Raw genomic sequence first — 21,603 nt, forward strand, 5'->3', positions numbered from 1 at the left:
CAGCCATGGCGTGGGCACTGTGCGTGGCCTGGGCCGCCAGCGCGGCGCTGCTGACGTCGCCGGTCAGCCCCGACCCCGACGCTGGGGAAGCCCTCTGGCCCGCCGGGACGTTGACGCTGGCGTGGCAACACACGATCGAGCGCGTGCGCTGGGAGGAGGACTACGCACTGCCCCGCGCGTCCGACGAGCCGCCGTTGTTGCTTGCCACCGCCGCGCGCGTGCGCGGCAGCGGCGCCGGCATGGAGCCCGCGCCCGACGCCCGCTGGCAAGGTGGGTGGTACGTCTGGTCGCCCCAACGGCGCTTGCCCGCGCTGCATTTGGCCCACAGCGCCTACGCCACCGACCACACCCTGTGCCTGGACGGCCGCTGCGCGCCCCTGACCCGCTGGCTGCCCAGCGCGGCACCGCCCACCAGCGGGGTGGTGCGGCTGCGCGCGTGCCGCGCCCCCGATTGAACTGTCACGAGCCTGTCACCACCGGGTGGCACAGTGCGGACGTCGCAACCACGCCCGATGCACCGATGACGGTGTTGCCTGTACCCGCCCCCACGCCCGTGCGCGACCCGCACTCCGTCTGGATGTTGATGCGCGAGCGGCGGCTGCTGATGCACTGGCAACCGCTGTTCGATCTCGCCACCCACGACGTCATCGGCCACGAGGCCCTGGTGCGCACCCCTGCCGGTTGTGCGTGGCGCAACCCCGACCACTTGTTTGCAGCCGCCCGCCGCGAGGGCTGTGCGATGGAGCTGGAGCGCGTCTGCGTGCAGCTGGCTGCGACCGAGGCAGGGCACGCGGGGCTGGGGCTGCTGTTTGTCAACCTGAGCGCCAACGCCTTGGCCGCGTGGACCGACGCGCCCGCGCACACCCCGCATGGTCAACCCGATTTGCCGCTGGCAGGCGTAGTGGTGGAACTGACCGAGCACGAGCGCGTACGTGACCTGGCCGCCCTGCGCGACGTCTTGGCACGGTGGCGGGCGGCTGGCGCCGCACTGGCGCTGGATGACTTTGGCGACGGCCACTCCAGCCTGCGCCTATGGGCTGAGCTGCGACCCGAATACGTCAAGATCGACAAATATTTTGTGCGCGATGTGCACCGCAGCGGCGACAAAACCAAAACCATCCGCGCGCTACAGCAGTTGGCCGACACCTTCGGCACACGACTGATCGCCGAAGGCATCGAGACGGTGGACGAGCTGATGGTGCTGCGCGACCTCGGCCTCACGCTAGGACAGGGCTACTTGCTGGGCCGCCCACTGCCCACCCCGTGCAGCGCGCTGCCCGTCAACGTGCAGCAAGCCCTGCAGTCACGTCAAATTTGGGTGCTGCCGCAGGAGCCGCACGTGATCCACCGCGGGTTGACCGCCGCCACGCTGCTGCGCGCCGCTCCCGCCCTGCCCGGCCACGCCAGCCACCAAGACGTGCTGGAGTTGTTCCAGCGCCACCACGACCTCGAATCGGTGGCCCTGCTGGACGATCAGCAGCGACCGGTGGGGCTGATCACACGGCACACCTTTCAGGAGGAATCGCTGCACAACCCCTACTTTCGCGAGCTGTACGGGCGCCGCCCAGCCATCATGCACGCCAACACCCAGCCGCTGTGCGTGGAAATCCACACCCCGCTGGAGCGCCTGACCGAAGTGTTGACCTCACCCGACCAGCGCTACCTGCGCGAGGGCTTCATCCTCACTGAAAACGGTCGCTACCGAGGCTTGGGCACCAGCGAACAACTGGTGCGCCGGGTCACCGAGGCCCGCATCGAGGCCGCGCGCCACGCCAACCCCCTGACCGCCCTGCCCGGCAACGTGCCCATCACGCAACACATCGAGCGACTGCTGCACAACGGCCAGCCGTTTGTGGCGTGCTACGCCGACCTCAACCATTTCAAGGTGTACAACGACCAGTACGGCTACTGGCGCGGCGATGGCATGATCCGCCTGCTGGCACGTTGTTTGACCGGTGTGTGCGACGCCCGGCTGGACTTTGTCGGGCACGTGGGCGGTGACGACTTCGTGCTGCTGATGCAAAGCGGCGACTGGCTGGCCCGCATCGAGCGCGCGGTGCACACGTTCAACACCGAAGCAGCGCTGCTGTACGAAACCACCGCCCGTCAGGCGGGGGGCATTTGGGCCGAAGACCGCCACGGCGTGCGCCGTTTTCACCCACTGACGACGCTCAGCGTCGGTGTCGTGCGAGTCGACCCTGCCCACTACGCCAGCGCCGAGGCGGTGGCCAACGCCGCCGCACTGGCCAAGCACCACGCCAAGCAGGGCCACGTTGGCATCCAGATATTGTCGGACGTGGGTGAAGGGCCGGCTCATTCCCTTGTGGCGGACGCTGCAGGAACGGCTGCCGTCAGCGCTGTTGCGCCCGCTTGCCAGTAAAAAGCGCGCCCATCGCGTGCGCAGTCCCACTGCCGCGGCGCGGCACTGCGCCACGTGATGGCGCCACACCGCTGCGTGCTGACCACGTCGATGCCGCGCGCCTGCACGCGCTGCAGCACCTGCGGGTGGGGGTGACCGTAGCGGTTGCCCGCCCCGGCCTGGATGGCCACCACGCGCGGCCGCAACGTATCCAGCCAGACGTCGGAGGTGGAGGTGCGGCTGCCGTGGTGCGCCGCCACCAACAGCCCTGCGCGCAGCCGCGGGTACGCCGCCACGATAGCCTGTTCGACCGTGGCAGGGATATCGCCCGGCAAGACCGCCGCGGCCTCGCCCTGCCCCACCACCAGCACGCATGAACGTTCGTTGTCGCCTGCCGGCACACCGTCGGGCGGCGGATGGATGAAGGTGAACGGCACCCCGTCCCACGTCCACGCCCCCCCGGCGCGGCACGGCAGCACCTCGGTAGGGTCACCCAGGGCGGCGGGCGACGAATGCCAACGCTGGGCACGCGGCCACGCTTGAAACAACCGCGAAGCACCGCTGGCGTGGTCGCTGTCGTCGTGGCTGATGACGACGGCATCGACCCGCGCCCCCAGCGCGCGCAGCTGCGGCAGCAGCACGCGCTCGGCGGCGCTGCGTTGGCCCAACGGTGGGCCGGTGTCGAACACCAGCGTGTGGCGCGCCGTGCGCACGATGGCGGCGCTGCCTTGCCCGACGTCCGGCAGCAGCACTTCGAAGGTGCCGGGCGCCGGGGTCGGGACGCGCCAGGCCAGCGCCGGCCACAGCAGCAGCGCCCCCCACGCGCGCCACAACCACGGCCAGCGCTGCACCAGCACGTAGGCACCCAGGGTTGCCAGCGCTGCCAGCGGCCACGGCACCACGGGGCGGTGCCATACCGCCCCGGGCCATGCAGCCATGCGCTCCAGCGCCCACCACAGGGCCTGCGCCAACCACGCCGCCGCGTCCAACACCACAGGGACAGCCACCCCCAGCAGCGCCAACGGCGTGATACCCCACGTCACCCACGGCACCGCCAGCAGGTTGGCCAGCAGCCCGACCAGCGACACCTGGCCGAACCAGGCCAACAACAGCGGCGCCAGCGCCAGCGTCACCACCCATTGGCTGCGCCACAGCTGCAGCGCCGCGGCACGCCAGCGCTCGCCCCAGCCGGCACCGAGCAGCACGTCCCACCCCTGCCCGAACAGCACCGCCACCGCAACGAAGCTGAGCCAAAACCCTGCTTGCAACCACGCCCAGGGGTCGATCAGCAGCACGGCCGCCAGCGCCGTCAGCCACGTCACCGGCCACGGCCAGGAGCGACCGCCCAGACGCAAGCCCAACACGATGGCCAGCATCAGCAGCGTGCGTTGCGCCGGAATGCCCCACCCCGCAAACACCGCGTAGGCCGTAGCCAGCGCCAGCCCTGCCGACGCCGCCACCGTCGGGGCCGGCCAGCGCAACAGCAGCGTCGGCCGGCGCCGCCCCCACGCGCGCCACAGGCGCCCCAGCGCCAGCACCGCGGCGGCCGCGAACATCGTCACATGCAGCCCAGAGATCGCCACCAGGTGCGCCACACCGGTGGCGCGGATCACGTCCCAACCCGGTGCCGGGATGGAGGCTTGGTCGCCCGTGACCAGCGCCACCAGCAGCCCCACGGTGGCGGCGTCAAAGCGTTGCGCCAGCCGCTGCCGCATGGATTCGCGCACCGCAGCGCGGGCACGCGCCACCGGGTAGGCCCACGGCTCGTCGCGCACCCACGCCGGCGCCCCCACGGTCGTCGCCTGAGCGGCCAGACCCTGACGCCAGCCCCAGGCCGCCGCGTCGAAGCCCCGGGGATTGGCGCTGCCCTGCACCTGCCGCAACCGCAGCTGGCCTTGCCAGATCTGCCCGGGCCACGGGGCAGGGGTTTGGGTGCGGTCATCGCGCTGGTGCAGCCAAACGTCGATGGGCAACGGAGGCGGTGCCGCGGGCGTGGACCCCACGGCCTGCAGCGCCAGCACCTGTACCCGCACGGCGTGGCCATGGGGGTGCTGACGCGGCAGATCCACCACCTGCCAACGGGCCTGCCAGACGCTGCCGTCCAGCGCCGCGGGCCACAACCGCCCCGCCATGTCGGCCGCGCGCCAGCCGACCTGACCCCAGCCCAGCACGGCCGCCGCCACGGCCGCCATCCACCAGCCGCCCGGACGCGCCCGCCAACCGGCCAACAGCAATCCCACGCCGCCAGCAGCAGCCGCCACCGCGTAATGCCCGGCCGACCACAGCCCCGACTGCAGCAACTGCGCGCCGCAGCCCAGCACCCAGCCCAGCAGCACCGGCACCCACGCCATCCGCACCCAGGCGGCGCGGTGTGCCGTCAACGTGGCATCGCGGTTGTGGTGTTCCATCCTCCCTGCGGCATCGCCCGGCGGTGTCTGCAATGGCGGCAGTGTAGCCGCCCGTGGCGGCTGCCTACAATGCGGCGCTCCAACCCTGACTCGATTAGGAGCCTGCGATGAGCGTTTACACCCGTTTGCAAACCTTGGGCATCACCTTGCCGCCGGTGGCCGTGCCGGCTGCGGCGTACGTACCGTTTGTGCGCAGCGGCAAGTTGGTGTTTTTGAGTGGTCACATCGCCAAGCGCGACGGCGCGCCTTGGGTCGGGCAGCTGGGTGTGACGATGGGCACCGACGAAGGCAAGGCCGCAGCGCGCGCGGTGGCGGTGGACCTGCTGGGCACGCTGCACGCCGCCTGCCAAGCCGCTGGCACCGACCTCGACGGCGTGGCGCGCGTCGTCAAGGTGCTCAGCCTGGTCAACTCCGGCCCGCACTACACCGAGCAGCACCTGGTGACCAACGGCTGCTCGGAGCTGCTGCAGCAGGTGTTCGGCCCCGAGGTCGGCACCCACGCCCGCAGCGCCTTCGGCGTGGCTCAGCTGCCGCTGGGCGCCTGCGTGGAAATCGAATTGATCGCCGAGCTGCGCTGAGTCGCCCTACGGCGACGGCGCAATGCCATCAAGCCGCCCGCAGCACCTGCGTGGGCTTGAAGCCAAAGCGCCCGTCGCGCCCTTTGCGGGCACGGGCCGCGGCGGCGTTGTCCAGCATGCGCTGCGTCAGCACCTCGCTGCGCGCGCGCCCGCCGCGGGCGGTGCCGACCACCACAACCGATTGGCGGTAGGCCGCTGCGCCGGCCAGGCGGTCGTCGTTCTCCAGGCTGAGCAGCATCAGACCGCGCCCACCGGCCGGTTGGTGGCGCAGCTCGCCCAGCGCAAAGGTCAGGATGCGCCCCTGCTGCGACACGCAGCACACGTGGCTGGCCTCGGGCCAAGGCTGCTCGGGCGCGGGCCGCTGCAACGCCACCACACCGTCGGCGCCGCCCCATTGGCAGCGCCCGTGCCCGCGCACGGGGCTTGGCACACACGGCTGCTCACCCTCACCCAACGTCAAAAAGGCTTTGCCCGCCTTCAGGCGCGAGGTCAGATCCTCCACCGTGGCCAGCAGGCCGTAGCCGCCGCTGCCGGCCAACAGCCACATCGAGGTGGGCGCGCCGGCCAGGAAGTGCACCGCCTGCGTGCCCGGCTCCAGCTCGATCAGCGTGCTGATCGGCTGCCCGTCGCCGCGCGCGCTGGGCAGGTTGGCCACCGGCACGCTGTAGGTGCGGCCGTTGCTGCCCAACACGATCAGCGTGTCCACCGTGCGGCACTCGAACGTGGCGTACAGCTGGTCGCCGGCCTTGAAGGCAAAGCCGGCGGCGTCGTGCCCGTGGCCGGTGCGCGCGCGCACCCAGCCCTTGGCCGACACGACCACAGTCACCGGCTCGTCCACCACCTTGACTTCGGCCACGGCACGCCGCTCGGGTTGGATCAGCGTGCGGCGCGCGTCGCCAAAGGCCTCGGCGTCGGCACGGATTTCGCGCACCAGCAGCCGCCGCAGGCTGGCCGGGTCGTCCAACACCTCCTGCAACGTGCGCTGCTCGTCCCGCAGCGCCTGCAGCTCCTGCTCGATGCGGATCGCCTCCAGCCGCGCCAGCTGCCGCAAGCGGATTTCCAGGATGTCGTCGGCCTGGCGCTCGCTGAGGCGAAAACGCTCCATCAGCGCCGGCTTGGGCTCGTCGCTGGCGCGGATGATGGCGATGACCTCGTCGATGTTGAGCAACACCGCCTGCCGGCCTTCGAGGATGTGGATGCGGTCGAGCACCTGTTGCAGCCGGTGCTGGGTACGCCGCACGACGGTCTGCTGCCGAAACGCAATCCACTCCTGCAGGATGGCGCGCAACGGCTTGCACACTGGCCGGCCGTCGCCTCCAACCACCGTCAGGTTGATCGGTACCGACGTCTCCAGGCTGGTGTGCGCCAACAACGTGCCGATCAGCTCGGCTTGCCCGACGCGGCTGCTGCGTGGCTCCAACACCAGCCGCACCGGCGCGATCTGGCTCGACTCGTCGCGCACACCATCGAGCACGGCCAGCACACTGGCCTTGAGCTGCGTCTGCTCCTGCGTCAGCGCCTTCTTGCCGGCCTTGACCTTGGGGTTGGTGATGTCTTCGATTTCCTCCAGCACCTTCTGCGCGCTGACGCCGGGCGGAAGCTCCGTCACCACCAGCTGCCACTGGCCGCGGGCCAGGTCTTCGATCTTCCAGCGCGCGCGCACCTTCAGGCTGCCGCGGCCGCTGCGGTAGGCGTCGTGGATGTCGGCGGTCGGGCTGATGATCTGGCCGCCACCGGGGTAGTCCGGCCCCGGTAGCAGGGCGAACAGGTCGTCGTCGGACAGTTGCGGGTTTTTGACCAGCGCCACGCAGGCGTCGGCCACTTCGCGCAGGTTGTGGCTGGGGATCTCGGTGGCCATGCCCACGGCAATGCCGCTGGCGCCGTTGAGCAGCACGAACGGCAACCGGGCCGGTAACTGGCGCGGTTCCTCGGTGGAGCCGTCGTAATTGGGCACCCAATCCACCGTGCCTTGGTCGATCTCGTCCAGCAGCAGGGTGCTGATGCGGCTCAAGCGCGCTTCGGTGTAGCGCATGGCGGCAGCGCCGTCGCCGTCGCGGCTGCCGAAGTTGCCCTGCCCGTCGATGAGTGGATAGCGCTGCGCGAAGTCCTGCGCCATGCGCACCAGCGCGTCGTAAGCGGCCTGGTCGCCGTGGGGGTGGAAGCGGCCCAGCACATCCCCCACCACGCGGGCGCTCTTGACCGGCTTGGCGGGCGTGTTGGCATTCGGGCCGCTGTAGCCCAGCCCCATGCGCTGCATCGCGTACAGGATGCGCCGCTGCACGGGCTTTTGGCCGTCGCACACATCGGGCAGCGCGCGGCCTTTCACCACGCTCAAAGCGTACTCCAGGTAGGCGCGTTGGGCGTACGCGGCCAGGCTGTCGGGGTCGACCACCGGCTCGGCGGGCGACCGGTCGGAAGGGGGCAACACGTCTAGACTCATGTGCGGATTGTCGCTCGCCCCGGGGCCTTTCCCCCGCCCCGCGTCGCGCGGTGCGCGGGGGGGGACCGACAATAGCGGGCGACAGCGTCATTCCCTTTTTCGACAGGAGACCTCCGATATGTTCAGCCATGTGATGGTGGGCACCAACGACATCGACCGAGCCAAACGCTTCTACGACGCCGTCTTGGGCGTGCTGGGGGCCCCCGCGGGCGTCCGCAACACCGCCGCCAGCGGTCATGAGCGGGTGTTCTACCGCCACGGGGGCGGCACTTTCGGGGTGTCGCAACCGATCAATGGCGAACCCGCCACGTACGCCAACGGCGGGACGATCGGCTTCAGATGCGAATCGCCCGAGCAGGTGCAACGCTTTCACGACGTGGCCGTGGCCCACGGCGGCACCTCCATCGAGGCCCCGCCCGGCCCGCGCCACGGGCCCAGCGGCACGCTCTACCTGGCATATGTGCGCGACCCGGACGGCAACAAACTGTGCGCCCTGCACCGGCCCGCGTGAGTCGTCGCCCGCCCATGTCCCCGCCCGTTGTCCCCAAGCGCCGGGGGGTGGCCCGACTCTGGCACGCCGCGGGCCACTCCCTCGATGGGCTCCAAGCCGGCTGGCACGAGCCGGCCTTCCGGCAGGAAGTGCTCTTGGCCGCAGTCCTGGTGCCCGCCGCCTTTTGGCTGGGCCGGGACTGGGTTCAGATCGCCCTGCTCGTCGGCTCGGTGATGCTGCTCATGGTGGTGGAGCTGCTCAACACCGCGGTCGAATCGGTCGTGGACCGCGTGGGCCCCGAATGGCATGCCCTGTCCAAGCGCGCCAAGGACCTGGGCAGCGCCGCCGTGCTGCTGTCCCTGCTGTTTGCCGGCGGGGTCTGGGGCGCGGCGCTGTGGACGTGGTGGCGCGGCTGACGGTCGATCAGCCCGCGCGGCGGCACGCCGCCAGCAGATCGCGCTCGGCGTCCAATACCGCGCTGCGCACGCCGAACAGCCCCGCGACGGTGTGGAACACATGGTCGTGGGAGGACGGCTCCTGCGCGCGCCGCTGCAGGCAGGCCCAATCCAGCCCCAGGCGCCGCTGCATGCCGCCGTTGGCCCACAGCAGCATCGGCACCTCCTTCTGCTCGCGCGGGGCCACGGCATACGGCATGCCGTGCAGGTACAGCCCGCCCTCGCCGAGCGACTCCCCGTGGTCGGAGACGTACAGCAGCGCCGTAGGGCCGCGCCGCTGCGCCAGCCAGCCGATCAGCTCCGCCAGCACATGGTCGGTGTAGAGCAGCGTGTTGTCGTAGGCGTTGACGATGTGCGCCGGCTCGCACGCCTGCAGCTGCGCCGTCGTGCACTCCGGCTGGAAGCGTTTGAACGCCGCCGGCGTGCGCTTGAAGTAGGCCGGCCCGTGGCTGCCCATCTGATGCAGCACCGCGAGCGTGCCGACCTGGCGGGCAGGCTCGGGCAAGGCCTGCAGCGCGCCGGGCAGCTCGCGCAGCAGGATTTCGTCGTGGCATTCGTCGCCACGGCACAGGCCCGGGACCTGCAGATGGTCGGTCTGGCGCGACGGCACGCGCGCGCACACGCCCTTGCAGCCGGACTGGTTGTCCAGCCACGTCACCGCCAGCCCCGCGCGCTGCAGCAGGTCGAGCAGGTTTTCCTGCGCGCGCGAGGGGTTCCAGCGCGCCCGCCCCTCCGGCGCGAACAGGCAGGGCACCGACGTCTGCGTGTTGGTGCCGCACGAGGTGACGGCGGCGAACGACACGATCGGCTGCCCCTGCTGGATGAGCGCGCGCAGGCGCGGCGTGGTGTCGCGCGCGTAGCCGTTCAAGCCCCAGTTGGCCGCGCGCGCCGTCTCGCCGACCACCAACACCACCAGCGGCGCCTCGTCCTCGCGGGCCGCTGCGGGCAGCGGCTGTACGTCCAGGCCGATGGGCTGCGGCGGCTCGGACGCGAGCGCCCGCTGGCCCACGCCGTGGCGCAGCGCGGCGTAGACGCTGTTGTAGGGATTGATCAGGTAGCGCAGCGCGCGGTCGTTGCGCATCAGCGCCGCCAGATCCTGAAACGTCAACCACAGCAGGGCGACGGCCAGCCCCAGCGCCGCCGCGCCAACGCCGACGCGAACCAGCACCGCACGGCGCGCCGGCCACCGCCGCACCGGCAGGCGCCACCACAGCCATCCCGGCAGCGCCACGCCCAGCGCCAGCGCGACCAGCAGGCCCGGGGTCAGCAGGTCGCGCGCCTCGCGCAGGTCGGTCTGGAACACGTTGGCCGCCATCGACGCATCGACGACGATGCCGTAGGCCAGCATGAAGTAGCTCGCCCCCCCCGCCAGCGCCAGCAGCGCCACCCCCACCGGTCGGCGCAGCGGCCCGACGGCCAGCCACGCCAGCACCGCCAGGTTGACCAGCGCCAGCACCAGCGCCCACGCGAGCGCCACGGCCCAGCCACGCGCGCCCAGCGACCCCTGCACCGGCCACACCGCCGACCACAGCGGCACGTTGCCGACCGTGGCCAGCCAGCCGGCCAGCAGGGCGAGCGCCGCCAAGGGGTGCCAGCCGGCCGCGCTGTCCGCCGCGGTCGAGCCCTCGGCGCCGTCTGCCATTCGTATTCCCGTGCGGATGCCTCTCATGGCCGCGCACGATGACACCCCAGGATTAGCGCAGCCTTAAACCCCCGATCCGCGGCGGCGGACGGGGTCACCGCGACGCGGCACCGGTCTCGGGTCCGGTCGGCGCCGAGGGCCACACCAGCGCGTAGCCGGTGGCCCACGGCGGCGAAGGACTTGCCAGCCGCTCCAGCCGCGCCCCCTCGTGCTCGGCGATGCGCTGCACCAGCGTCAACCCCAGACCCAGGCCGCCGCGGTCGGCGGGTGCCTCGCCGCGGCCGCCCCCCTCGTCCAGCACCTCGACCGCCACCGCCCCGTCGGTGCGCGGGCCGACGCGCACCGCCACCCGTGCCTGCGCCGGGGTGTGGCGCAGCGCGTTGTCGACCAGGTTGCGCAGCGCCAGCCGCAGCAGCGTCGGCCGGCCGCGGACGACGGTCGGCGGCCCCTGCACCTCGGGCGGGGTACGCCCGCCGCCCATCGCCGTGGCGCACTCCTGCGCTACCTCTTGCGCCAGCGCGTGCAGCGCCACCGGCTGCGCGGCCTCGCCGCCCGGGGCGTCGGCACGCGCCAGCGCCAGCAGCTGGGTCAGGATCTCGCCGGCGCGCAGCGCCTCGCGCTCCACCGTCTGCAGGGCCGCCTCGCCGGCGGGCGTGCCCACCTGCAGCCGCGCCAACCGCGCCTGCCACACCAGTGCCGTCAGCGGCGAGCGCAGCTCGTGCGCGACGTCGGAGGTGAAGCGCCGCTCGCGTTGCCACAGTGCGTGCAGCCGCTCGACCAGCGCCTGCAGCGCCCGCTGCACGCGCTGCAATTCGTCGTAGCGCTGTGCCGGGAGCAGGCCACGCGCGGTATCGGCATCGAAGCGCTGCAGGGCCTCGGCCAGCGCCGACAGAGGCGCCAGCCCGCGCCGGATCGCCCACCCCAGCAGCAGCGCGACCAGCGGCAGCAACACCACCGCCGGCCGCACCAGGTGCTCGGCCACGTCGCGCCCCAGCTCCGCATGGCGGCTGACATCCAACCCAACGGCCACCCGGCGCGCGCCATGCCCGGCGACGAACCAGCGCCACGTGCGCACCTCGCCCGCCAGCGGCAACACCAGCGTGTGATAGCCCTCGGGTAACGACGGCGGCAACCGCGCTGCCCAGGCTTGCGGATCCCAGCGCAGCGCCCCGCTCTCCCAGACCACCACATGCAGCTCGGGCGCATAGCGCGGCTCCGCCCGCACCGGCAGCGCCGCCGCATCCACTATGGGAACCGGGCCTTGTACCGGAGCGGTCAACAGCAAGCGCGCAGCGGCCGTCAATTGCCCGTCGCTGATCTCCTTCGCCTCATGAACCGCGGTCTGATAGGCGCTGGCCACGAGCACCAGCCACACCCCCAGCAGCGTGGCCAAGGTCCATGCCAGCAGCCGCCATGCCAGCCGGGGGGCGCGTTCAGCCGTGGCCATCGTCCCCCTCCGCCCGAGGCGGGATGGTGTAGCCGACCCCGCGCACGGTCTGGATCAGGTCCTCGCCGAGCTTGCGCCGCAGGTGGTGCACATACACCTCCAGCGCGTTGCTCTCCACCGTGTCGTCGAAGCCGTACAGCGCCTGCTCGAGCTGCGCGCGCGTCAACACACGGCCGCGGGCGCGCAGCAGCGCCCACAGCAATGCAAACTCCTTGGCGCGCAGCGCCACCGGCTGACCGTCGCGCCACACCGCGCGCGCGGCCGGGTCGACCCGCAGCGCGCCATGGCGCAACACCGCCTCGGCCTGCCCGGCGCTGCGGCGCAGCGCCACGCGCATGCGCGCCAGCAGCTCCTCCGGTGCAAACGGCTTGACCAGGTAGTCATCCGCCCCGCTGTCCAGCCCCGCCACGCGGTCGGCCAATGCGTCGCGGGCGGTCAGCACCAGCACCGGCGCATGCAGCCCGGCCGCGCGCCGCGCGCGCAGCCAATCGATGCCGTCACCGTCCGGCAATCCGCGGTCCAGCAGCACCAGGTCGAACGGCTCCGCCTGCAGCGCACGGCTGGCGCAGGCCAAGGTCGCGCAGACATCGCAACCATGCCCCTGCGCGCGCAGCAGCGCGGCCACGCCCTCGGCAATGGCGGTGTCGTCTTCGACGATCAGGATGCGCAATCCTTCAATCTCCTGCTCGCGCGGCCTGCGGTCCAACCGACACGCTGGAAGCGTGTCCCCAGGGCGTTGGGGGTTAAGGCCTCGTTAAGCCCTGCGGGCGTTTAATCGTTCGACCGGCCGGCCGGGCTGGTGCCGTCCTTGGCGACACACCCGCGCCCGCCGACACCGCATTTTCACACAGTGCCGGCAATCTGTCGGCTTTTCGACTGCATGTCTCGCCATGCATACCCCGCCGACAGCCTCTTCCTTTGCATCGATGTTCCGCAGCGCCTGGTTCTGGCTCCTGCCAGGGTTGTGCTTGCTCGTGATCGCAGGTTTGATGCTCACCCCACCCGTCGATGCGTTGGCCGGTGTGCAGCGGTTGACGCGCGCCGCCCCGGATCTGCTGTGGTGGTGGTTGACCTGGATGGGCGACACACATTTCGCCTTGGCGCTGTTTCTGGCGGCCACCATCGCGACTGGCCACCGCCACGCATCCCCCGCCTTGTTGTGGAGCATCGCGCCCGCCACACTGACCCTGCATGGCATCAAGACGCTGGCGGCAGCCCCCCGGCCCGCCGCCGTCTTGCCCCCTGAAGCCCTCCACATCATCGGCGACGTGCTCAGGCAGGGCAGTTTTCCGTCGGGGCACACGGTCACGGCCTTTACACTCGCGGCTTGCTGGATACTGACCGCTCGCCCCCCGCAGCGCGGGATGGCCGCGGCGGTGTCGCTGCCGTTGGCATTCGCCATCGGCCTGTCGCGGGTCGGAGTCGGGGCGCATTGGCCTCTGGATGTCGCCGTAGGGGCATTGTTGGGGTGGCTTTGTGCCGCCGCGGCCGTCCTCGCCGCCGGGCGCTGGGGGCCGCGCCCGGGGGATGCGCTGCACCGTTGGGAAATCGGCGCCGCCGGCGTGCTCGGTCTGGGCTTGTGGTGGCGTACCGTGCCCGCCACCGTCGAACCGCTGGCCCACGCCCTCGGCGGCTTGGTCGTCGGGGTCGCGCTGGTCGCGGCGGCGCGGCGGATCTGGCTGCGCCGCGCCTCGACAGCCGTGCCGCTGCGGCGACTGAGAGAAATGGAGTGATCGCAGGAATGCGCTGGATGCTTTGGCTGGTGCCCCTGGCGGCATGGCTCACTGGGCTGGGCACGCCGCCATTGTTCGATGTGGACGAAGGGGCGTTTTCCGAAGCGACGCGGGAGATGCTGGTCAACGGCGACTGGCTGTCGACCTGGCTCAACGGCGTGCCGCGGTACGACAAACCGATTCTGATCTATTGGCTCCAGGCGCTGTCGGTCGCGGTGCTGGGCCTGCACGAATGGGCTTTGCGTCTGCCGTCCGCCCTGGCGGCGATGGGGTGGGGCTGGGCGGTCTGGCGCTTCGTGCGCGAGCGCGCGGACGCAGCGGCGGCAGAGCGCGCCCTGTGGATCGTGGCGACGGCCTTGGGGCCGTGGATCATGGCGCGCGCCGCCACGGCCGATGCCCTGCTCAACCTGTGGCTGACGCTGGCCTGCCTGGATCTGTGGCGCTATCTGGAGCGAGGGCAACGGCCGGATCTGCTGCGGGTGTATTTCTGGGTGGGGCTGGGGCTGCTGACCAAGGGGCCGGTGGCCGTGCTGATCCCCGCCGCAGCAGGCACCCTATACACCCTGCTGACGCGCGACGGGTCCACCTGGCGGCGCATCGCATTCGACATGCGGGGCTGGCTGCTGCTCCTGGCCGTGGCGGCCCCGTGGTATGCCGCGATGCTGCTGACCCATGGGCAGGCGTTCGTGGACGGCTTCATCCTGCGCCACAACGTCCAGCGCTTCACCGGTACGCTGGAGGGGCACAGCGGGGGTTGGCTGTATTACCTGATCGCCCTGCCGCTGCTGCTGCTGCCGTGGAGTGCAGCCCTGCCCGCCGTGCTGCGGCAGATCAAACCCGATGTCCAGACGCCGCTGACGCGCTACCTGTGGCTGTGGTGTGGATTCGTGCTGGTGTTCTTCAGCCTGTCCGGAACCAAGCTACCACACTATGTGCTCTACGGCTCCACCCCGTTGATGATTCTGCTGGCGCTGCGCCTGCCCGCGCTGCGTGGCGCCTGGTTGATCGTGCCCGTGGCCCTGCTGGCGCTGTGGCCGCACCTGCCCGCCCTGCTGCACGAAGCCGGGCTGCGCACCGGCAACCCCTACTACCGCGCCCAGCTCGCGCTGGCCCGGGATCTGGCCCCCGCCTTGTATGCACCCGTGGCCTGGGCGGTTTTGATCGCGGGCATCGTAGTGGCGCTGCAGCGGCGCTGGCCCGTCTGGCGGCGGCTGCAGGCGCTGGCGGCCATGCAGGCCCTGCTGCTCGGCGCCCTGGTGGCGCCGTGGTTTGGCGATGTGCTGCAGGGCGCCGTGCGCCACGCGGGCCGCCTTGCGCACCAGGCCCAGGCGCCGGCGGTGCTGTGGCGCTTCGACGCGCCCAGCTTCAGCGTCTATGCCCAGTCGATCACCCCCAAGCGCCTGCCGGAGCCGGGCGAGTGGGCCCTCACCCGGCTCGACCGCCTGCCGGATGTGCCGCACACCGTGATCTACCAGCGCGGCGGCGTGGTGCTGCTGCGGCGCGATCCCTGAAGGTCCGATCTGGGATGGCTGGTGGGGTGGATCAGACGTCCACCTCCACCGCATCGCCCCACTGCTCCATCAGCTCGCGGCGGGCGGCCGCCTCGGCCTTGCCCATCAAGCGGTTCAGGCGCGCCGCGGTCGCCGCGGCATCCAGGCCCCCCAACGTCACGGGCTGCAGGCGGCGCGTGTCGGGGTTGAGCGTCGTGTCCCAGAGTTGTTCGGCGCTCATTTCGCCCAGGCCTTTGAAGCGGCTGATCTGGCACTTCTCCCGCGGCACCCCCTCCTTGGCGCATTTGTCCAGGATCGCCGCCAGTTCCCCCTCATCCAGCGCGTAGTGTTTGCTGGCGGGCTTTTTGCCGCGCGCGGGCACATCCACCCGGTACAGCGGGGGCCGCGCGACATAAACGTGTCCCGCCTCGATCAGGCGGGGAAAGTGCCGGAAAAACAGGGTCAGCAGCAACACCTGGATGTGCGAACCGTCCACGTCCGCATCACTCAGGATGCAAATCTTGCCGTAGCGCAGGCCGCTCAGGTCCACCGCATCGTCGGGGCCGTGGGGATCGACCCCGATGGCCACCGCGATGTCGTGGATCTCGGCATTGGCAAACAGCCGGTCGCGCTCCACCTCCCAGGTGTTGAGCAGCTTGCCGCGCAGCGGCAGAACGGCCTGCGACGCCTTGTCGCGCCCCATCTTGGCGCTGCCGCCGGCGCTGTCGCCCTCGACCAAAAACAGCTCGTTGCGCGACAGGTCGCGGCTTTCGCAGTCGGTCAGCTTGCCGGGCAGCACCGCCACCCCGGAGCCTTTGCGCTTTTCCACCTTCTGCGCGGCCTTCTGGCGGCTTTGCGCGGCGCGAATGACCAGCTCCGCCAACCGCTTGCCGTGCTCGACGTGCTGGTGCAACCACAGCTCCAGCGCCGGGCGCACGTAGCTGGCCACCAGCCGCACGGCGTCGCGCGAGTTTAGGCGCTCCTTGGTCTGCCCCTGAAACTGCGGGTCCAGCACCTTGGCGCTGAGCACGAAGCTGGCGCGGGCAAACACATCCTCCGGCAGCACCTTGACGCCCTTGGGCAGCAACGCATGCAGCTCGATAAACCCCCGCACGGCCTGAAACAGCCCCTCGCGCAGACCGCTTTCGTGCGTGCCGCCGGCGGTCGTCGGTATCAGGTTGACGTAGCTTTCGCGCACCAGCGGGCCCTCTTCGGTGAACGCCACCGCCCACTGCGCACCCTCGCCTTCGGCAAAGGTGTCGTGCCCGGCCTCGGCCCAGCCGGCGCCGGTGAAGATTGGCAGCAACGGCTCCACCGGCAACCGCTGCCCCAGGTAGTCGGCCAGGCCGCCCTTGTATTGCCACGTCTGGCGCTGACCGCTGACCTCATCGATCAACGTCACGCTCACCCCCGGCAGCAGCACCGCTTTGCTGCGCAGCAGGTGCACCAGCTCCGCGCGCGGGATGTCGGGGCTGTCGAAGTAGCGCGCGTCGGGCCACACACGCACCGTCGTACCCTGGCGCCACTCGCCCGCGGCCAGCGGCCGGCGCTGCAATGGCTGCACGACGTCGCCGCCGGCAAAGGCGATCGTCGCCACGTGGCCGTCGCGGTGGCTGGCCACTTCCAGCCGCCGGGCCAGCGCGTTGGTCACGCTGACACCCACCCCGTGCAAACCACCGGCAAAGCTGTAGGCGCCACCGTGCCCTTTGTCGAACTTGCCGCCCGCGTGCAACCGGGTGAAGACCAGCTCCAGCACCGGCGCGCCTTCCTCGGGGTGCAGGCCGTGCGGAATGCCGCGGCCGTCGTCTTCGACGCTGATCGAGCCGTCGGCGTGCAACGTCACGACGATACGCCGCCCGTGGCCAGCCAGGGCCTCGTCGGCGGCGTTGTCGATCACCTCCTGCACGATGTGCAACGGATGGTCGGTGCGGGTGTACATGCCGGGCCGCTGCTTGACGGGCTCCAGCCCCTTCAGCACCCGGATGGCGGCCTCGGCATAACCCGCGGGGGCAACGGTGGGGGTGGTGTCGACCATAGCGCGCGATTGTAGGCGCTTGCGCACGGCGGGTTTGTGCACACCCAACGGGGCCGCCGTGGCGCGGCGCACGCCATCGATTTCCTCCCTTGGTTGTACCGCAACGCACTGCGGAAACAGCATACACCATTGTTTTGTCTATTGTTTTTGATTGCGCAAAAAATGGGCAATCTGTTGCAGGGCTTGTGCGGCGCGGCTTGGCCAGCGATGACCACGGGTTGCCCACAAAGTTATCCACAGGCACGCGGGATAACGGCACAAGCGCCTTGCGCGTCAATGGGTTGCTGAACCCTTTGCACGTCTGGCGTCAACCAAGGCCGACAACATCCACCATGCCTCGTCGTCGGGACCCGCGCACGCACCGGGCCGTGTTCGGCTACCATCAGCGGCATGACCGAACAACGCCTGTCCGCCACGCAGGTGCTGCTGTGTGGCGCGCTGATCGTCACCCTGTCGATGGGGATTCGCCATGGCTTTGGCCTGTGGCTGCAGCCATTGACCGCCGCCCACGGTTGGCCGCGCGAAAGCTTCGCGCTGGCCATGGCGGTGCAAAACCTGGCCTGGGGCGTGCTCGGCATTGGCGCCGGGATGGTGGCGGACCGCTGGGGGCCGTACCGGGTGTTGTGGGCCGGGGCGGTGCTGTACGCGCTGGGCCTCGTCGGCATGGCGCTGGCCAGCAGCGCCACCGTGTTTGCGCTCACGGCGGGGGTGCTGATCGGTGCCGCGCAGGCCGGCACCACCTACGCCATCGTCTACGGCGTCATCGGCCGGCAAATCGAGGCCGAGCGTCGCTCGTGGGCGATGGGCGTGGCCGCCGCGGCGGGCTCGTTCGGTCAGTTTTTGATGGTGCCGCTGGAAGGGTGGCTGATCGAGCAGCTGGGCTGGCAACACGCGCTGCTGGCGTTGGCGGTGGCGGTGCTGGCCATCGGGCCGCTGGCGCTGGGCCTGCGCGAGCCCAACTTCCACGCCGCGCGCGCGGCCGCACCGACGCAGGGGGTGATGCACGCGCTGCGCGAGGCGCTGGGCACGCGCAGCTTCGTGCTGCTGATGACGGGCTACTTCGTATGCGGCTTCCAGGTCGTCTTCATTGGCGTGCACATGCCCAGCTACCTCAAAGACCAGGGGCTGGCGCCGCAGGTGGCCAGCACCGCGCTGGCGCTGATCGGGCTGTTCAACGTGGCCGGCACCTACGCCGCCGGCGCCCTGGGCCAGCGGCTGGCCAAGCGCAAGATCCTGGCGTCCATTTACGCGCTGCGCTCGGTGGCCATCGTGGTGTTTCTGAACGCACCACTGTCGCCGGCCAGCGTTTATGGGTTCGCCGCCGTCATGGGGCTGCTGTGGCTGTCCACCGTGCCGCCCACCAACGCCTTGGTGGCGCAAATCTTTGGCGTGGCGCACCTGTCGATGTTGGGAGGGTTTGTCTTTTTCAGCCACCAGGTGGGCAGCTTTGCCGGAGTCTGGTTGGGAGGCCTGCTGTACGACCGCACCGGCAGCTACGACATCGTGTGGTGGCAGGCCATCACGCTGGGCGTGCTGGCCGCCGTGGTCAACCTGCCGATCCGCGAAGCACCGCTGGTCCGAGGACCCGTGCGCGTCGCCGCCGGCGCAACCTGAATACGCACAGCCATGTCCGGCTTGACCCCCGCCCCCGCCTCGACCTCGCCACCCCGGTGGCGGCTGCGGCTGCTGCTGTGGACAGCGGTGCTGGCGGCCTGCGCGGCGGTGTTTGCGTGGTACCTTACGCCGGACTTTATGCTGACCGTGGCCGACCGATTGTGGAGCTGCTTTTGACCCCGCCGCACGCGCATTTGCCCCCTTCGCCCTGGATCACGCGCTTTGGCGCGCTGCTGCAGACGTTGCACGCGCAACAGCCGCAGCGCCGCGCGCTGGACGTGGCCTGCGGCTGGGGGCGGCACACCCGATGGCTGGTGCAGCAGGGCTACCGCGTCACGGCCGTCGACCGCGACGCCGAGGCCCTGGCCGCGTTGGATGATATGGCCGCCACCGTCACCCGGTTGGCGGCCGACCTCGAAGCGGCGCCGTGGCCGCTGCCCGGGCAAACCTTTGACGTCGTGCTGGTGACCAACTACCTGTGGCGCCCCCTGCTGCCGCACCTGCTGGCCAGCCTGGCGCCCGGCGGGGTGCTGCTGTACGAAACCTTTGCCTGGGGCCAACAGACGATTGGGCGGCCGGCGCGCCCCGAATTCCTGCTCGCCCCCGGCGAGCTGCTGCAGGTCTGCGCGGGCCTGCGCATCGTCGCCTACGAAGACGGCTACGACAGCGACCCCGCCCGCTACGTGCAACGCGTGGCGGCGCTGCGCCCGCCCCAACCCGCCCCGAGCGAGCCGCTGCGTCTGCCGCTCACCACCCCGTCGACCTCCGGCGCGGCTGGTTAGAATGGGCGCTTCGATCCAGCTCACCGTACACCCATGAAGCCCATCACCGGCAGCATCGTTGCCCTCGTGACGCCGATGCACGAGGACGGCAGCGTCGACTACGCCACGCTGCGCAAGCTCATCGACTGGCACATCGAACAGGGCACCGACTGCATCGGTGTCGTCGGCACCACCGGCGAATCGCCCACCGTGACGGTCGACGAGCACTGCGAAATCATCCGCGTCGCGGTCGAGCACGCCGCCGGCCGCGTGCCCATCATGGCCGGCTGCGGCGGCAACTCCACGCGCGAAGCCATCGCGCTGGCCGAGTTCGCGCGCAAGGTCGGCGCCGACTGCCAGCTGCAGGTGGTGCCGTACTACAACAAGCCGACGCAAGAGGGTCTGTACCAGCACTTCAAGGCCATCGCCGAAGCCACTGGCGACCTGCCCATCATCCTGTACAACGTGCCAGGGCGCACCGTGGCCGACTTGCTGCCGGAGACCGCGTTGCGCCTGGCGCAGGTGCCCGGCATCGTCGGCATCAAGGAGGCCACCGGCAATATCGAGCGTGCCCAGTGGCTGATCCGCGAAAAGCCCGCGCACTTTGCCGTCTACTCCGGCGACGACGCCACCGCCGTGGCGCTGATGCTGCTGGGCGGCCAAGGCAACGTCAGCGTCACCGCCAACGTGGCGCCACGCCTGATGCACGAACTGTGCGCGGCGGCCATCGCCGGCGACGCGCGCACCGCCACCCGCATCCAAATGCAGTTGCTGCCGCTGCACAAGCAGCTGTTCGTCGAGGCCAACCCGATCCCGGTCAAGTGGGCCATGGCGCGCCTGGGCCTGTGCGGCCCGACGCTGCGCCTGCCGCTGACGCCGCTGTCGGCCCACGGGCAGGCCGTGGTCGAAGCGGCGCTGCGCGCCAGCGGCCTGCTGTAAACCGAACCGCCCAGCCCTGATGGGAGACGACATGCTCACCACCCCCCGCCCCACCTCGGCCCTGCGGCTGAGCGCCGTCGCGCTGGCCGCCCTGCTGGCCACCGGCTGCTCGGTGCTCGAAGAAACCCGCATCGACTACAAAAGCGCCAAGCAAATCAACACGCTCGAGGTGCCGCCGGACCTGACGCAACTGGCGCGCGACAGCCGCTACGCGCTGCCCGGTGGGCCGGTGACCGCCACCGGCATGGAAGCCGCCGCTGCGGCGCGCCCCAGCACCCAGGTGGCCGTCCCGGCGCAGATCGGGGATGTGCGCATCGAACGCGCCGGCAACCAACGCTGGCTGGTGGTGGACCGCCCGCCCGAGCAGCTGTGGCCCGCGCTGCGCGACTTCTGGCAGGAAAACGGCTTTTTGCTGACGCTGGACCAGCCGCAGCTGGGCCTGCTGGAAACCGACTGGGCCGAAAACCGCGCCAAAATCCCGCAAGACATCATCCGCGCCACCATCGGCAAGCTGTTCGACAACCTGTACTCCACGGGCGAGCGCGACAAGTTCCGCACCCGTGTCGAGCGCAACGAGCGCGGCGGCAGCGACATCTTCATCAGCCACCGCGGCATGGTGGAGGTCTACAGCAACGAGCGCAAAGACAACACCGTGTGGCAGCCGCGCCCGGCCGACCCGGAGCTGGAGGCTGAATTCTTGCGTCGCTTGATGGTCAAGCTCGGCGTCAGCCAAGAGCAGGCCAAGGCCGCGGTGGCCGCCGGCGCGGTGCCGACGCTGGCGCGACTGGACACCATCGACGGCCGGCCGGTCGTCGTCATCCAGGAAAACTTCGACCGCGCCTGGCGCCGCGTCGGCCTGAGCTTGGACCGCAGCGGCTTCACCGTCGAAGACCGCAACCGCGCCGAGGGCGTGTACTTCGTGCGCTACGTGGCCCCGGACGCCAACACCGCCAAGCAGGAGCCGGGCTTTTTCGGGCGCATTGCTGGCTGGTTCAGCAGCAGCAACAAGGCCGACAGCACCCCGCTGCGCCTGCGCATCGCGGTGCGTGGCGAAGGCGAGCGCACCGTCGTGCAAGTGCTCGACGCGCAGGGGCAGCCCGACCGCAGCCCCAACGCCGAGCGTATCGCCAAGCTGCTGGTCGACGACCTGAAGTAATGGCGCGGCGCCGCTGATCGCGGCATGGCGCCCCCCGAGGGACGCCACACAGTGGC

18 protein-coding genes are annotated in these 21,603 nt (G+C 70.8%); 12 read left to right on the forward strand and 6 right to left on the reverse strand.

Annotation, left to right across the window (positions count from 1 at the left end):
* The first annotated feature begins 5 nt into the window (after window positions 1-5).
* Entirely contained in the window at window positions 6-455 is a 450-nt protein-coding gene (locus Taqua_RS01800; protein WP_144324323.1) for a DUF1850 domain-containing protein, read from the forward strand.
* A gap of 65 nt (window positions 456-520) precedes the next feature.
* Window positions 521-2,380: an EAL domain-containing protein gene (locus tag Taqua_RS01805; protein WP_144324324.1), complete on the forward strand. Its 1,860-nt coding sequence runs from the start codon at window positions 521-523 to the stop codon at window positions 2,378-2,380.
* Here the strand turns inward: Taqua_RS01805 and Taqua_RS01810 are convergent.
* On the reverse strand, window positions 2,314-4,767 hold the full coding sequence (locus Taqua_RS01810; protein WP_144324325.1) for a DNA internalization-related competence protein ComEC/Rec2: 2,454 nt from the start codon (window positions 4,765-4,767) through the stop codon (window positions 2,314-2,316). The genes Taqua_RS01805 and Taqua_RS01810 overlap by 67 nt on opposite strands.
* Window positions 4,768-4,874: 107 nt before the next feature.
* On the opposite strand from Taqua_RS01810, the gene Taqua_RS01815 reads away from it, so the two are divergent.
* Entirely contained in the window at window positions 4,875-5,345 is a 471-nt protein-coding gene (locus tag Taqua_RS01815) for a RidA family protein (RefSeq protein ID WP_144324326.1), read from the forward strand.
* A 28-nt stretch (window positions 5,346-5,373) separates the two neighbouring features.
* Here Taqua_RS01815 and parC read toward each other — a convergent pair whose 3' ends face one another.
* On the reverse strand, window positions 5,374-7,785 hold the full coding sequence (gene parC / locus Taqua_RS01820; protein WP_144324327.1) for a DNA topoisomerase IV subunit A: 2,412 nt from the start codon (window positions 7,783-7,785) through the stop codon (window positions 5,374-5,376).
* Window positions 7,786-7,903: 118 nt separating this feature from the next.
* On the opposite strand from parC, the gene Taqua_RS01825 reads away from it, so the two are divergent.
* Together Taqua_RS01825 and Taqua_RS01830 are read left to right on the forward strand one after the other, a co-directional pair.
* Complete coding sequence (locus tag Taqua_RS01825; RefSeq protein ID WP_143968419.1) at window positions 7,904-8,296, forward strand: VOC family protein; 393 nt, start codon at window positions 7,904-7,906, stop codon at window positions 8,294-8,296.
* Between the two features lie 14 nt (window positions 8,297-8,310).
* Complete coding sequence (locus Taqua_RS01830; protein ID WP_068610792.1) at window positions 8,311-8,691, forward strand: diacylglycerol kinase; 381 nt, start codon at window positions 8,311-8,313, stop codon at window positions 8,689-8,691.
* A 7-nt stretch (window positions 8,692-8,698) separates the two neighbouring features.
* On the opposite strand, the gene Taqua_RS01835 is transcribed toward Taqua_RS01830, so the two are convergent.
* The 3 genes from Taqua_RS01835 to Taqua_RS01845 form a co-directional block, all read right to left on the reverse strand.
* A complete protein-coding gene (locus tag Taqua_RS01835) occupies window positions 8,699-10,372 on the reverse strand; it encodes a phosphoethanolamine transferase (protein ID WP_144324328.1) in 1,674 nt (557 codons plus the stop codon).
* 94 nt (window positions 10,373-10,466) lie between these two features.
* Window positions 10,467-11,819: an ATP-binding protein gene (locus Taqua_RS01840; protein ID WP_144324329.1), complete on the reverse strand. Its 1,353-nt coding sequence runs from the start codon at window positions 11,817-11,819 to the stop codon at window positions 10,467-10,469.
* Window positions 11,806-12,489 carry a winged helix-turn-helix domain-containing protein gene (locus Taqua_RS01845; RefSeq protein WP_143968469.1) on the reverse strand — a complete coding sequence of 228 codons (684 nt, stop codon included), beginning with the start codon at window positions 12,487-12,489 and terminating at the stop codon, window positions 11,806-11,808. Before Taqua_RS01845 ends, Taqua_RS01840 begins: the two co-directional genes overlap by 14 nt.
* A 220-nt stretch (window positions 12,490-12,709) precedes the next feature.
* Between Taqua_RS01845 and Taqua_RS01850 the strand changes: the two genes are divergently transcribed.
* Complete coding sequence (locus Taqua_RS01850; protein WP_144324330.1) at window positions 12,710-13,552, forward strand: phosphatase PAP2 family protein; 843 nt, start codon at window positions 12,710-12,712, stop codon at window positions 13,550-13,552.
* A gap of 17 nt (window positions 13,553-13,569) precedes the next feature.
* Window positions 13,570-15,063, forward strand: a complete 1,494-nt coding sequence (locus Taqua_RS01855) for an ArnT family glycosyltransferase (RefSeq protein ID WP_221933906.1) — start codon at window positions 13,570-13,572, stop codon at window positions 15,061-15,063.
* A 31-nt stretch (window positions 15,064-15,094) separates the two neighbouring features.
* Here the strand turns inward: Taqua_RS01855 and Taqua_RS01860 are convergent, their stop codons facing one another.
* Complete coding sequence (locus Taqua_RS01860; RefSeq protein WP_144324332.1) at window positions 15,095-17,077, reverse strand: DNA topoisomerase IV subunit B; 1,983 nt, start codon at window positions 17,075-17,077, stop codon at window positions 15,095-15,097.
* A gap of 390 nt (window positions 17,078-17,467) precedes the next feature.
* Between Taqua_RS01860 and Taqua_RS01865 the strand changes: the two genes are divergently transcribed.
* Genes Taqua_RS01865 through bamC form a run of 5 tightly spaced genes read left to right on the forward strand, consistent with a single transcriptional unit; the run spans window position 17,468 to window position 21,547 of the window.
* A complete protein-coding gene (locus Taqua_RS01865; RefSeq protein WP_144324333.1) occupies window positions 17,468-18,691 on the forward strand; it encodes an MFS transporter in 1,224 nt (407 codons plus the stop codon).
* A 12-nt stretch (window positions 18,692-18,703) separates the two neighbouring features.
* Window positions 18,704-18,868, forward strand: coding sequence for a hypothetical protein (locus tag Taqua_RS13165; RefSeq protein WP_185969532.1), 165 nt, complete (start codon window positions 18,704-18,706; stop codon window positions 18,866-18,868).
* Entirely contained in the window at window positions 18,865-19,473 is a 609-nt protein-coding gene (locus Taqua_RS01870; RefSeq protein ID WP_144324334.1) for a class I SAM-dependent methyltransferase, read from the forward strand. Before Taqua_RS13165 ends, Taqua_RS01870 begins: the two co-directional genes overlap by 4 nt.
* A gap of 33 nt (window positions 19,474-19,506) precedes the next feature.
* Window positions 19,507-20,391, forward strand: coding sequence for a 4-hydroxy-tetrahydrodipicolinate synthase (gene dapA / locus Taqua_RS01875; RefSeq protein ID WP_144324335.1), 885 nt, complete (start codon window positions 19,507-19,509; stop codon window positions 20,389-20,391).
* A gap of 31 nt (window positions 20,392-20,422) precedes the next feature.
* Entirely contained in the window at window positions 20,423-21,547 is a 1,125-nt protein-coding gene (gene bamC, locus Taqua_RS01880; RefSeq protein WP_144324336.1) for an outer membrane protein assembly factor BamC, read from the forward strand.
* Window positions 21,548-21,603: the final 56 nt, after the last annotated feature.

This window comes from Tepidimonas aquatica (assembly GCF_007556585.1).
Taxonomy (GTDB): domain Bacteria; phylum Pseudomonadota; class Gammaproteobacteria; order Burkholderiales; family Burkholderiaceae_C; genus Tepidimonas; species Tepidimonas aquatica.

Coding starts and splice junctions, on each gene's coding strand:
- Taqua_RS01800 (WP_144324323.1), top strand. CDS start 6: ATGGCGTGGGCACTGTGCGTGGCCTGGGCCGCCAGCGCGGCGCTGCTG.
- Taqua_RS01805 (WP_144324324.1), top strand. CDS start 521: ATGACGGTGTTGCCTGTACCCGCCCCCACGCCCGTGCGCGACCCGCAC.
- Taqua_RS01810 (WP_144324325.1), bottom strand. CDS start 4,767: ATGGAACACCACAACCGCGATGCCACGTTGACGGCACACCGCGCCGCC.
- Taqua_RS01815 (WP_144324326.1), top strand. CDS start 4,875: ATGAGCGTTTACACCCGTTTGCAAACCTTGGGCATCACCTTGCCGCCG.
- parC (WP_144324327.1), bottom strand. CDS start 7,785: ATGAGTCTAGACGTGTTGCCCCCTTCCGACCGGTCGCCCGCCGAGCCG.
- Taqua_RS01825 (WP_143968419.1), top strand. CDS start 7,904: ATGTTCAGCCATGTGATGGTGGGCACCAACGACATCGACCGAGCCAAA.
- Taqua_RS01830 (WP_068610792.1), top strand. CDS start 8,311: ATGTCCCCGCCCGTTGTCCCCAAGCGCCGGGGGGTGGCCCGACTCTGG.
- Taqua_RS01835 (WP_144324328.1), bottom strand. CDS start 10,372: ATGGCAGACGGCGCCGAGGGCTCGACCGCGGCGGACAGCGCGGCCGGC.
- Taqua_RS01840 (WP_144324329.1), bottom strand. CDS start 11,819: ATGGCCACGGCTGAACGCGCCCCCCGGCTGGCATGGCGGCTGCTGGCA.
- Taqua_RS01850 (WP_144324330.1), top strand. CDS start 12,710: ATGCATACCCCGCCGACAGCCTCTTCCTTTGCATCGATGTTCCGCAGC.
- Taqua_RS01855 (WP_221933906.1), top strand. CDS start 13,570: ATGCTTTGGCTGGTGCCCCTGGCGGCATGGCTCACTGGGCTGGGCACG.
- Taqua_RS01860 (WP_144324332.1), bottom strand. CDS start 17,077: ATGGTCGACACCACCCCCACCGTTGCCCCCGCGGGTTATGCCGAGGCC.
- Taqua_RS01865 (WP_144324333.1), top strand. CDS start 17,468: ATGACCGAACAACGCCTGTCCGCCACGCAGGTGCTGCTGTGTGGCGCG.
- Taqua_RS13165 (WP_185969532.1), top strand. CDS start 18,704: ATGTCCGGCTTGACCCCCGCCCCCGCCTCGACCTCGCCACCCCGGTGG.
- dapA (WP_144324335.1), top strand. CDS start 19,507: ATGAAGCCCATCACCGGCAGCATCGTTGCCCTCGTGACGCCGATGCAC.
- bamC (WP_144324336.1), top strand. CDS start 20,423: ATGCTCACCACCCCCCGCCCCACCTCGGCCCTGCGGCTGAGCGCCGTC.